Raw genomic sequence first — 12,590 nt, 5'->3', positions numbered from 1 at the left:
ATAAATTAAACCTACTTCTACTTTTAACAATAAAATCAATACTATAAGTGAAAAATGGATTTGCAAGCTTCGTTCCCTCACTTTTGGAAAATAGTAACCTCTTGTCTTCTCTATAAAATATTTTCACGGTAACTGTGCAAGTTTTTCATTGCTCGCTACAATTTGTTTAACAAATGAATTAGTCTTAGCCCCGTGAGTCCCTTTCTTTTCAAATTCAGGAAGTAAGAATGAGCAATAAAAGCAGTAAATTTAATAAGTTGAAGAAATGGACCTTATCCGTAACATTGTTGTTATCACCACTTTTTTCAGTCCAAAGCTATGCCAATGAAACTAGCACTGAGGAACAAACAAAAAGCACTAGCCTCACCCTTTTAAAACCTGCTACGGGTGAAATAAAAACTCCCGAGCAATTAGCCTTAGAGCAAAAGGTAAAATCCTGTGTTGCGACATTAAAAGAAACCGGGTTTGTAACGGGTGAAGACAAGCTTATTTATCGCTACTGTGAAACAAGAATTTTGGGACGAGGCATAAAGCCCGGTCGACTTGCTAAACGCATACTCAATGAAAAGACCACAGAACTTAACCCATTTGTTATTACACCGCACAAACAAAGTTATATTCTTCCTATTACCGTCTCGGATAATTTTAATAATGAGGTTTATGCCTTTGATCCAGAGCGTGCTAAAAACATGGAGGCCCATGAAGCCAAATATCAGGTGAGCTTTAAAGTACCCCTTCGAAGTAGTACCCTTTTCATTCCGGGTGATTCACTCTATTTTGCAATGACAATACAAGCTTGGTGGCAATTATATGCTGATGAAATTTCCAAGCCATTTAGAGAAACCAATTACACCCCTGAAATATTCTACACCGCACCATTACCGTGGAAACCGTTTGACGGCAATATGGGCTTTTCTGTCCATTTAGAACACCAATCAAATGGCCAGTCTCAAGAGTTGTCTCGTAGCTGGAACCGGTTGCTTATGTCTTTGATATACGAAAAAGACGACTACGCTTTTGTGTTTAAGCCTTGGTATCGATTCGAAGAAAACGAAAAAGAAAACCCACTTGATCCAAAAGGTGACGACAACCCAGATATTCAAGATTACTTGGGACATTACGAGTTTATGGCGGCTTATGCTTTTAATGATGAACACAAAATATCGACAATTATCAGAAAGAATTGGGCGACACATAAAGGCTCATTAGAGCTCAATTACACCTTCCCATTTCCAGGTTCATCTCGCTTAGTGGGTTTTGCTCAATATTTTACAGGCTATGGCGAAAGCTTAATTGATTACAACCACAAACAACAAAAGATCGGTTTGGGTATCGCTGTTAACGATATTTTTTAGCGGCTGTATCATTTTTTAAACAGTTTTATTCATAGGAAGTAACAAAATAATATAAAAGATCTATTTAGATCCTGTCTGTTTTATGGTTAATATTGGTCTAGTTCAACAAAGCTGAACGAACAAAAACTCTAATAATAAAAAACAATAAGAACGAACCAGGACAGTATTATGAATAGAAATTGGTTAGGTCTCAGCAAGGTCGCTATGACCTTGACGGCTGTATTCGCAATCAACGCAAATGCATCAGACTCAGTAACTTTTGATGCATTACCATTAATAACTGAAGATTGTGGTGCATCTGTGTGTACCGATCGTCGTACCATTGACGTCGCAAATATCTCGCAATTTTTAGCAGATGCGCAAGGAAAAGCACAAGCTGCAACGTCATCTTCTAACAAATCTAATACAACTAAAAAGAAAAACGGCAAAGGTCTTGCTGTTGGACAAAATAATAACGAAACTCAAGTTGTATTCCTTAACTTTGAGCAAAGCTCGCCTGTATTTGAAGCTGTTGCATACAATGGCTTAGAAACATTTGTTAGTCACCAATATACCCAGCAAGAACGAGATGAAATTCAACGTCGTATCGCCGCTGACTACGAAGGTTTTGACATCGAATTTACTCAAACCCGCCCAGAAAGCGGTGAGTACTCTACGCTGAACTTTGAGTGCCAAAACGATGGCCAACCTTGTATCGACTTCAGCAGCGGTATTTTATTTGGTAGAGCACAAAGCATAGATATTGGCAATGTAATAAGAGACGATGTCGCGTTTGTTGATGCAAACTTATGGGAAGTTTTCGCACAATTCGATCCGACTGGTCTTTACTTGTCATACTTCTCTGGCATCGAAATTGTCGACGGCGATGTTGAGGCCGCTTTATCAGAAGCAATCATTAACCAAGCTTCAAACACTGGTGCACACGAGTTAGGCCACAACCTTGGTCTACGTCACCATGACTCTTTTGGTGCTCCTGGTACAGGTCTACCAACAACAGGCACACCTTCAAACGATGCGTTTTATCCTGTATTTGATGGTCCAAGAAACGGTGAAGAAGCAATTCTACATACAATGGCATCAGGTGCTAGTGTCGGTAGTGGCTTAACAGACAGCACCGCTCGTGACCGCTTCTTTTCAGAACGTTCGGTTATCAAGCTTGCATCAAACCAACGTGGTCGCCTTGTAAATGAGGGCAACCTTTCAGATGGTAAGCGTAAAATAAAACTTCACAATGTTGTTGCGCCTAACACTATTTTAGAAGGTGAAAACGCAGGTGGTAAGTTAGACATTAATGAAGCAATTATCATTGGTCGTATTGACCAAAACAACGAAGTGGACAGCTATCGCTTTACAGCTAAAGCTGGTGACTTTGTGAGTGCTGAGTTTAATGGCTTTGACATCGCAATTGGTGAACCTGTCATTGGCGCAGTTCAATTATTTAAAGTTGAAAATGACGGTAGCCTATCTCTAGTAGCACAAAACTTCCAAAACTTTGAAGGTTTTGATGCGTTATTAGTCGATGCTCCAATTGAAACTTCAGGCGACTATGTTTTACAAGTTTCTGCTCCAAACATTCTGAGCTTTGGAATAGGTGCAGACGGTAACCCTATTTTATTCCCATTGGAAGAAACGGGCAACGGCACGTTCAGAACAGGTGACTACCGCTTAAGTATCTACTCTGTTACTGGTAAATCAGGTAAAGGTCCTAGCCACGTACCTGGCGCATAGCTTTAAGATTAAAAGCTTGATGAATACAAAAGGCCGCTTTTTGAATAGCGGCCTTTTTTGTAATTTAGTTATTAAATGAAAGTAACGAAAGTGAAATAATTAACGCTCAGATAAATATGTATCCCAATCTGGTAAACCGAGTGACTCAGCGTCCTGTTTGTAGCGAATAGCCTTTAACAGCGCCAACATCGATGACAAAAACCAAAACAACACTAACAAGCTCAGCATTTCCAATGCACTTTCACCAACCAAGACACAAAAGCCAAAGTAAAGTAGTGTTACTATTAGAATATTAAAAAATGCATGAACAGCAAATACTCGCTTCCATTCAGCAAAAAACGGCGGGACTTCTTCAATATTTAACGCCCAAAGAACCTGATAAATTAACGGTGTAGTAATACTCCTATGAATACCTAAGTACTCCATATCGGCAACATGATGCTTGGTTTTTTGGTGGAAATTCATCAGCTTAATTTGTTTTTATTTTTATCGTTAGAAATCGAGCGGCAATCATACGACAAAAACCGCTCACAAAAAAGCCAACAAGTTAAATTATTTATATATTTCAGTTGTTTGCATTATCTAGACAAGCATATCTATACAGGCACACCACTGTGAAATTTAAAGTCTTTATCAGTGGTATTAATAAGTTCAGCCTCAACTTTCCCGAAGTGTTCAATACGTTCTGATATGTCCTTACCCGCGATTGACTCGGCAAGTGATAGGTAATCTTCAAAATGACGTGCCTCAGAGCGCAATAACGATACATAAAAGTCACCTAATCGTTTATCGACGTAAGGGGCTAGCTTTGCGAATCGCTCACAAGAGCGAGCTTCTATATAGGCACCGCAAATTAATTTATCTATTAACGTTTCAGGCTCATGAGTTTTAACATGCTGCATCATGCCTTTAGCATAACGTCCAGGTGTAATGTGACGATAAGCGACCTTATACTCTTCCATAATTTCAAGAACCTGATAAAAGTGATGAAGCTCTTCCTTAATCAAAAGCACCATTTTATCAACCAAGTCTTGTCCGTAAGGGCTGTTTGGTTTAACCGCCAGATTTTTGTTTAAGCCTTTTAAATTACCTAAGTCAGCCAAACTGCCTTTTTGTTTATAAATAAACTCTTCATAAGGCTTTAACCAAGCAAGCAATTCATCGCCGCTTTGTTTGTCTACTGCGTATTTTCGGATCAGCCACATGGCCGTTTGCGCGGCTTTGAGCTCGCAAATCATGTGATCTATTAATAAGACCTCAAAGTTGTCTTTGTGAGTCGCGGCTTCAAGCCATGCTTGAGGCGTAGTGCAATGTAAAAAAGAGTTTATCGGCTGAAGAAGTTCTTGATACTGCAAGGTATTGTCTCTTTTAACGGAATGATTGACGTGGTTAATTAGCGGAAAATATTATCACAAACAGCCTCTGTACTTCACTTAAATCGGCTTTTTCATACGGCCAATTCTTGGATAAATACCCAAATTAGTTCTATATAGATGATTAATAATCATTTTTGAGCAAGCAAAAACAATGGAACAGTTTGACTAAAGTTCGTCGTCAATGGCCACACATTACTTTTTCAATCCTTCTTATTAGTAGTTTAATAAAGTCTTTATTTAGCCAGTCCATTGTCATTTAAATAATATTTAGAGGTTAAAGTAACTCTCAAACCCAATTGGGTGATTTTTAACCACTTGATTATTGGTTATTTAACCAAGAACTGACAAAGGCCGTTTTTCATTCAATCTATTGGTTTAATTAAAGTTATTGATATATTTAGAATTTTTACTCTACAGTCTAATAATTGCCTATATAACTTTATGGTCTTAAAAGTATGTTTTTTAAACAATTCTAATCTTGATCTCTGTTTACTTTTTGATCATAACTTATGCAAGGTTGTGTAACTTTTGCGCAATTAAGCGGTCACTAGACAGTAAGGAAAATAATTATGATACTAAACCACCTATGGGGTCTGTACGCGCACCCAGTTGAAGAATGGCATACCATCGACAACCGCCATGAAAGCTTTAAATACTCGTTGTCACACATCATGATCATCGCATTGATTCCATCGATTTGTGGCTACTTTTCAGTAACTGAAATTGGCTGGAGTGTTGGCGCGGGAGAGCCAATTCGCATGACGTCAGATGCCGCACTCATTGTTAGTGTGTTAATGTATTTTGCTCTAATCGGAGGCGTCTTTGCGCTCGGTTATTTAGCACACTGGATGGCACACACGTTTGGTTCTGAGCCTACTTACACTCAAACTCTAGAACTTGCTGCTTATACGGCAACACCTATGTTTATGGCTGGCTTTGCGGCATTGTACCCAGAAGTTTGGTTCGTCATGATTGTGGGGTTAATTGCACTGACTTATTCGGTTTACCTATTATATGCCGGAGTACCGATTTTAATGCACATCCCTGAAGAGCGTGGCTTCATCTACGCAAGTTCGGTGGTGACCTGTGGCCTTATTTTATTAGTTTGTATCATGACTGCATTTGCTATGTTCTGGAGCTCAGGCTACGCGCCAGCGTTTAGTCACTAATTCCTAATTTTATTTAAAAAGAACATTAAAAAACCGGCTGAGTAGAAAACTCGCCGGTTTTTTTGTTGCTAATCAAAAGCAATCACGCTTTGTGTATCTGCTCTTAGCCTCAGCCTTTTTAGATTTTACGCCAAGTAGTGCCGTTTGCGCCGTCTTCTAAAACAACACCTAACGCCGTTAATGCGTCTCGTGCTTCATCGGCCGCGGCCCAATCTTTATTAGCTCTGGCATCGTTACGTTTTACGATCAGGGCTTCAATTTGAGCCACTTCATCGTTGTCTTGGTCACCTTGTAGGAAGCTTTCAGGCGAGCTTTGTAACATCCCTAATACTTCACCAAACTTGACGATTGCACCTGCAATATCTGCCGCTTTAGCAGTGTCTTCATTTTTAGCAATGTTTAATTGTTTAACCAAATCAAACAATACCGCTAATGCTTCTGGTGTATTGAAATCATCGTCCATTGCTGCGTAAAAATCAGCAGACTGTGGCAATGTAGATACATCTACATCCATATTTGGTGTTACATCACGCAGTGCCGAATACATACGCTCAAGACTTGCTTTTGCTTGTTTTAGGTTATCGTCTGAATAGTTTAACTGACTGCGATAATGACCTGACAACAAGAAGTAGCGGACAGTTTCTGCATCATACGTTTTAAGCACGTCACGAACGGTAAAGAAGTTACCTAAAGACTTAGACATCTTTTCGTTGTCGACTTGTACCATGCCCGAATGAACCCAGTAATTTACATAAGGTGTATCAAAGGCACAGCATGACTGAGCAATTTCATTTTCATGGTGTGGAAAGGTTAGATCTGAGCCACCACCGTGAATATCAAAATGAGTGCCCAAATGCTTAGAGTTCATTGCTGAACACTCGATGTGCCAACCTGGGCGACCGTCCCCCCACGGTGAAGACCAGCTCGGCTCGCCTGGCTTAGCTAGTTTCCACAATACGAAGTCTAAAGGATCGCGTTTGCTGTCTTCAACATCAACACGAGCACCGGCCACTAATTGGGTTAAGTCTTGTTTACCCAATGCACCGTAATTTTCAAAAGTAGATACTTCAAATAAAACGTCACCATTTCCTGCAACGTAAGCGTGACCTTTAGCAATCAAACGCTCAATGACATCAATGATTTCTGGCATGTGTGTCGTTACACGTGGCTCGATGTCCGCTGGTAACATTTTTAATGACTCAAAGTCTTCATGCATCATTGCAATTGTGCGAGCCGTTAATTCATCACATGTTTCGTTATTCTCGATTGCACGTTTGATGATCTTGTCATCAACGTCCGTAATGTTTCGAACAAATGTCACGTCATAACCGGTATGACGGAAATAGCGCTGCATGACATCGAACGCTACGTAGGTGCGGCCATGTCCCATGTGTAACAAGTCATAGACAGTGATACCACATACATACATGCCCACCTTGCCTTCGACGATTGGCTTAAACGTTTCTTTTTTGCGGGTTAATGTATTGTAAATACGTAGCATGGTTCTTCCTGCTTTTAATATAGAAAATGGCGTAAAACGATAATTGAGCGCATTTTAACAAACTATTTGGGATACACCAGAAGCTAAACCAAAAAATACAACAACTGGTCCAAACCACCGGTTGCAACGCTTGCATCCGCCTTTGCTTGCACAAGTGGCTTGGCGTGAAATGCCACACCTAATTGCGCAACGTCCATCATTATTAAATCATTTGCACCATCGCCCATTGCTACCGTTTGAGACAAAGGAATGTTGTATTGTCGAGCCAAATCAACGACGGCGTCCGCCTTTGCCTGTGCGTCTATTACCTTACCACTTACGGTTCCGGTAAGCTGCTCAGCGCCATCGACAACTTCCGTATCTAGCGTATTGGCAATCGTTACATCTAAATCAAGCTGGACCTTTAAAGCTTCGGTCATCGCCGTGAAGCCACCAGAGACTATTGCAATTTTCCAGTTGTGTTCTTTCAATACCTTCACCAAGTTTTCCAGTCCTGGCATTAAAGGTAAATTTTGGGCAACTTGGTTTATAACTGAAACCGGCGCTCCTGTTAACGTCCCTACCCTAGCGTGAAGGCTTTGCGCAAAATCCAATTCACCACGCATTGCTTGTGCTGTCACACTGGCGACTTGCTCACCGACTCCGGCTAATTTCGCAATTTCATCAATACACTCAATTTGAATCGCGGTACTGTCCATGTCCATCACTAATAGCCCCGGTTGATTCAAGGTTGGCGCCGACGAGATGACATTTACGGGAGTTGTGTCAGTGTGATAATTTTCTCTCAGTAAACTAGGTGAAATAGCATTGAACACTTGGAGTATTGGCGGCAACTCAGCACAAGGTTGTACAACACGGAATAATGCTTGTTCTGGCCCAGCATCTTCGATGAATCGAACAAGTTCATCAACAGAAAAGTGGCCCATCATTGTCACAACTGGGTTTAACTTGTCAGGTAAATTACTTTGTGGAATTGTCTCGCCAGGCTCTTTACCTTCATTTAACCTCGCCGCGTGTGCATAAGTTACGAGTAGACGCTCGTCTGTCACTTTGACACTAAAGGCGGCTGACAATTGCAACTGAGCCAATATTTGATCAAAAGTAAGAGAAGTAAATTGAATTTCCTGAACCTGTTGTGACATCACGGCTTCCATCGTTTGAGGTTATGATTTGCTTAGGAATATATCAAAGTTCATTGCAATTTCAGTAATTAATGCGCACTATTTATAAATAATTATAAATTTTGTTATGACTTTTTATTGGTTGGTTTGTCTAAACAATAAAATGAGCACGACACAATAAACGAGTATTTAATCTGCCATTTTGTGGCAACTACCTATGGCAATTATTCATGGCAACGACTCATGGCAACTAAAGTAACCTACATAAAAACATCGTCAATCAGCCGTAAAATATTACAGTTGTTGATGGGTGTTGCTTTAGTAATCACAACGTTAACCATTTGGCTGGACATCAAATCAAAAGGCGAAGATTTGCTGGCCGAAAATGCCATTGTCTTAGCTGACAACATACTCAAACAAACGAGCCACAGTGCGGCCACCTATATCCAAAACGAAGACTTTGCATCACTGAATACATTGACAGACTCAGCGCTCACCTCAGACTATATTTATGAAATGCTGATCTACGACAAATATGGAAAAGTTATTAGCCAAAGTGAAAATGCATTGAGCACCAAAGATCGATTTTGGTCCGATAATCGCTCGCAAGCTACCAACAACCAAGATGCCCTAGATGACATTAACTCATTTATGCCAATTCCTTATGTTGGTGAAATAAAAGCAGATGACAACACATTACTCGGCTTTGTTCGCGTCACCGTACTCACCAAAAACCTTCAACAAAGCGGTATGGAATACACGCACACACTAACCAAACAAGTGATATTAATTGCCTTGCTTGCTGGCTTTATTGGCTATCTCTTCACTAATGGTCTAAAACCATTTTCTGCAAACGCATACGTAGTAAAAGATTAATCATCTACTTGAATAAGCAGTTCGACTTTAAGTAACCTAGGCTACCACAGTAAACGTTTATCTATTCGCTGTGCGTAAATGGAATTTATAATGATAAGTTAAGCGCTCGAATTGCATTTTTTGAGGTTGCTTGAGCAATTTCGGCTAATTCCATGCCTTTAATTTTTGCCAGAGCTTCTGCGATCGAAATTATGTGTTTTGGCTCATTCCGTTTGCCTTGCTCCCCACATATTGGCATATCAGGTGAGTCAGTTTCTAACACTATATGATTTAAGTCTACTTGTTCAAAAACACGTTTGGTTTTGTTGGCTCGCTCATAGGTGATTGTACCGCCACAGCCTAAATAGAAACCTTGTTGTATGTAGTTGTTAGCATCCTGAATCGAGCCAGAGAAAGCATGAATAATGCCTCCATATTGAGGCTTTACTCGTTTAAAGCTTTGTAAAATTAGGTGGTGTGACTTTCGGTGATGAATAATAAGGGGCTTTTGATTGTCGTTCGCAATTTTAATTTGCTCTTCAAAAAGTTGCTGCTGCAACTGCAAATCAGACTCAACGTACTTTTTATTTGTCGGGTTGTTCGAAACACGTTGTACAAAATTCTCTGCAACGACAACATCAATTCCGCATTCGCCGACGGCCTTGACCCATGACTGACAAGCCAACTCAGCCAGTTTCCCTAAGTCTAGTTCTAATGCTTTTTCCTGATCCGCTGCGCTTAACAGTCGATACCGGTCCAAAAAAAACGGATGAATTCCAACTGAACCACTCATCTGAGAATAGCTCACACATAACGACTCAACATTTTGCCACTGCCCAGCTTCAACACCAAGCAAAACAAAGTGTTTCACGCCGATTGCATTTGCTCGCGCTATGACGTCTTCTCGATCAGAATCAAACGCTGCAAAGTCTAAGTGGCAGTGGCTATCTATAAAGTAAGTGTTATGGTGCAAGACGACGCTTTGACCAAGTTGAAGGTGAGTCTGCCTGTTGTTCACGTTCGTACATGATTCGGTCATGTAAACGATGCTCGCCACCCTGCCAAAATTCTATTTTGTGAGGTTTGACCCTAAATCCGCCCCAAAAGTCGGGCGCTGGAATGTCACCATCTTTAAACTTTTGCTTCATGCGCTCAAAGCCTTGCATGAGTAGGTCTCGAGATTTAATTGGATGTGACTGGTGTGATGCATAAGCGGCAAGCTGGCTCTCTTTTGGTCGTGAAAGAAAATAACTCATGTTTTCTTTTTGCGACAATGGCTCTACCTCGCCATACACGATGACCTGACGTTCTAAGATGTGCCAAGGGAAGTGCAAACTGATTTTGGGGTTGTGTTTTAACTCTTGAGCCTTACGGCTGCCTAAGTTTGTGAAAAAAACAAAGCCGTCATTGTCACAGTGCTTAAGCAATACAATGCGCTGTGAAGGTTGACCATGCTCATCAACAGTCGCAACAACCATGGCGGTGGGATCGGGTAATTGGGCATCGATTGCCTGTTGCAGCCAATTTTCAAATTGGACAAAAGGATTAGCGTCAACCGCGTCTTCCGTTAATTTGCCCTGACAATATTCTCGACGTAAATTAGCTAATTCCACTTCACAACCCTCAATTTGTTAACTCTTTGTATTATACGAGTAAAACAAAATTACGAACAATGAATTACGCAAAAACTGTGACTACTTGGCGCGATAAAGCGACCAAATTGCCTTTTGTATCCCAAAAGTTAGCTTCTTCATGACCATAGCCTTGATTGACATGAGATGCTTTTACTACCATTGCTAGCCAGTCTTCAGGGGCAATTTCGCTAATTGGATGAATAAACTCAATATCCCAACTCATGGTACTTGCAGGCGCAGGCATTTTCATCATTTGAAACATACTCGGCGGCCAACAATCCATCAGCGCAATTAAATAAGCCATTTTCATTTTTTGTGGCGCTTTGCTAAAACGACACCAGCCGTGCATTTCTGGATCGCGTGATGTACCGATTCCGAAAGAGCCTACTTCCATTGCTAAATCAAAGTGACGAATAAACTTAGGGACAATCTTTGGCACCTGAGGGATAAATTTGGCTTTTTTAGGTAGCGCCATAATATGCGTTGGGTGATCTTTAAAATCTAATTTTGATTCACGTGCAACACCAAAACATACTTGCACCATAACTCCAACTTGCCCGTTTTGAGTAACCTTAGCCAAAATTTGAGTAACGCTTTTACCCGTTCGCAAAACTTCAGCGCTTACTTCGATTGGCTCTTCAACATTCACTGGTCCCACAAAGTTACAATGAAACGAACGTACTTCACGGTTGTCAGTAATTAAATTTTGGGCAGCTTGATATGCCAAACCGGCCGATACCCCACCAAACACAGTTCGCCCCTGCGACCAATGGTCTGGAATACTTAAGGTATAAACGTCTTTGGTTTCTTCAAACTCGGTAAATAATTCATCAATAGTCATAATTGCCTCAACGCCCAACTGGTCGGACTTCACAGAATGATGCATCAAGTGTAGCCAATAAACCTATGAAATAAAACACTTCTTCTAATAAATTAACACTTGTCATTTGTGTGTTTTTCAGCCAAAATTGACATACAGGTCCGAGTTGTACTTAAGTATTTGAGCAGTTTTGAATTTTTTCATTCACAACTGCGTATACAAAAGCTACACTTAATAAATATACCATTAATAGTTGTCGACACTGTTAGAAGTCTAAGGGGTTAATAGTGAAAAAGTTAATCGTATCATCCGTACTTGCAGCTGCCCTGGGCGCGCCCTTTATGGCTAAAGCCGACTTGATGTCGACTGTCTACGACATTACCTATTCAGGCACTAATGCTTATTATTATTCCGACCCAACTTTTGTTCCTAGCTTACCAGGAATTGCGATAGGCTATGATACTTTCCTTGTTAGTGATTGGTTTGGTATTGGCTCCTTTAGTTTCAATTCAAGCTTAGACTTAGAAGCGACAGACCCAACGTTTTTTAGTACCTCAAATTTATTAAACTACAGCTACAACGCGTCATTTTGGTTAGGTGATGCATCAGATATGGATAACGCAATTCCGATTCTAGATGTAAATATTGATGATTGGGTCGACGTGGCCGATATAAACAATTTCAATTTAATTGAAGAACCAGCTTCTTCGACTCTTAGTTCCACCCCGTCTGCAACAACATCAACTGATAGTGCTTATTTTCAACACCCTATCAGTGGTAAAAATGCCTTTACAGTCGAGTACAGCGAGTTGGAGGATGGTAAGGACCCAGATGCTCCTCTAAATACTATTCAACTCGAGCACCAAGTTAGCTCTGTCTCAGGCGATGAGAGAAACAACGAATTTGACCTATTCTTTACAGAGCCAAATTACGAACACTCGTTTGCTACTCAGGGTGGCCAATACACCATGACCAAGCGCGCATCAAACACAAACCCACCAGCACCAACAGATCCTGTTGACGTACCAGAG

The 12,590-nt window shown here is 40.6% G+C and carries 12 protein-coding genes; 5 read left to right on the top strand and 7 right to left on the bottom strand.

Going from position 1 to position 12,590, the window contains the following annotated elements; translation table 11 throughout:
- Nucleotides 1–227 precede the first annotated feature (227 nt).
- Complete coding sequence (locus AC4E96_RS13155) at nt 228–1,355, top strand: phospholipase A (protein WP_490256143.1); 1,128 nt, start codon at nt 228–230, stop codon at nt 1,353–1,355.
- A 168-nt stretch (nt 1,356–1,523) separates the two neighbouring features.
- The gene (locus tag AC4E96_RS13150; protein ID WP_490256142.1) at nt 1,524–3,083 is read left to right on the top strand and encodes a hypothetical protein; all 1,560 of its coding nucleotides are present in this window, start codon (nt 1,524–1,526) and stop codon (nt 3,081–3,083) included.
- A gap of 99 nt (nt 3,084–3,182) precedes the next feature.
- Here AC4E96_RS13150 and AC4E96_RS13145 read toward each other — a convergent pair whose 3' ends face one another.
- Entirely contained in the window at nt 3,183–3,548 is a 366-nt protein-coding gene (locus AC4E96_RS13145; protein WP_490256141.1) for a DUF6404 family protein, read from the bottom strand.
- Nucleotides 3,549–3,679: 131 nt separating this feature from the next.
- Nucleotides 3,680–4,438, bottom strand: coding sequence for a tRNA isopentenyl-2-thiomethyl-A-37 hydroxylase MiaE (gene miaE / locus AC4E96_RS13140; protein ID WP_490256140.1), 759 nt, complete (start codon nt 4,436–4,438; stop codon nt 3,680–3,682).
- 590 nt (nt 4,439–5,028) lie between these two features.
- On the opposite strand from miaE, the gene AC4E96_RS13135 reads away from it, so the two are divergent.
- A complete protein-coding gene (locus AC4E96_RS13135; protein ID WP_488033715.1) occupies nt 5,029–5,628 on the top strand; it encodes a Yip1 family protein in 600 nt (199 codons plus the stop codon).
- Between the two features lie 118 nt (nt 5,629–5,746).
- Here the strand turns inward: AC4E96_RS13135 and cysS are convergent, their stop codons facing one another.
- Complete coding sequence (gene cysS, locus AC4E96_RS13130) at nt 5,747–7,129, bottom strand: cysteine--tRNA ligase (RefSeq protein ID WP_490256139.1); 1,383 nt, start codon at nt 7,127–7,129, stop codon at nt 5,747–5,749.
- A gap of 83 nt (nt 7,130–7,212) precedes the next feature.
- Nucleotides 7,213–8,271: a phosphoserine phosphatase SerB gene (gene serB, locus AC4E96_RS13125; RefSeq protein ID WP_490256138.1), complete on the bottom strand. Its 1,059-nt coding sequence runs from the start codon at nt 8,269–8,271 to the stop codon at nt 7,213–7,215.
- A gap of 222 nt (nt 8,272–8,493) precedes the next feature.
- Here serB and AC4E96_RS13120 point away from each other — a divergent pair, with 222 nt between their 5' ends.
- A complete protein-coding gene (locus AC4E96_RS13120; protein WP_488033712.1) occupies nt 8,494–9,126 on the top strand; it encodes an AhpA/YtjB family protein in 633 nt (210 codons plus the stop codon).
- Between the two features lie 85 nt (nt 9,127–9,211).
- Here the strand turns inward: AC4E96_RS13120 and AC4E96_RS13115 are convergent, their stop codons facing one another.
- The 3 genes from AC4E96_RS13115 to AC4E96_RS13105 form a co-directional block, all read right to left on the bottom strand.
- The gene (locus tag AC4E96_RS13115) at nt 9,212–10,078 is read right to left on the bottom strand and encodes a TatD family hydrolase (RefSeq protein ID WP_490256137.1); all 867 of its coding nucleotides are present in this window, start codon (nt 10,076–10,078) and stop codon (nt 9,212–9,214) included.
- On the bottom strand, nt 10,068–10,718 hold the full coding sequence (gene pdxH / locus AC4E96_RS13110) for a pyridoxamine 5'-phosphate oxidase (protein ID WP_488033710.1): 651 nt from the start codon (nt 10,716–10,718) through the stop codon (nt 10,068–10,070). The genes AC4E96_RS13115 and pdxH overlap by 11 nt, the downstream gene beginning before the upstream one ends.
- A gap of 64 nt (nt 10,719–10,782) precedes the next feature.
- Nucleotides 10,783–11,625 (bottom strand): acyl-CoA thioesterase, encoded by an 843-nt coding sequence (locus AC4E96_RS13105; protein WP_490256136.1) that lies wholly within the window; start codon nt 11,623–11,625, stop codon nt 10,783–10,785.
- 221 nt (nt 11,626–11,846) lie between these two features.
- Between AC4E96_RS13105 and AC4E96_RS13100 the strand changes: the two genes are divergently transcribed.
- A partial coding sequence (locus tag AC4E96_RS13100; protein WP_490256135.1) for a hypothetical protein occupies nt 11,847–12,590 on the top strand: 744 nt, incomplete at its 3' end.

Source organism: Psychrosphaera sp., from assembly GCF_982872775.1.
This window is presented reverse-complemented; position numbering and strand designations above follow the sequence as displayed.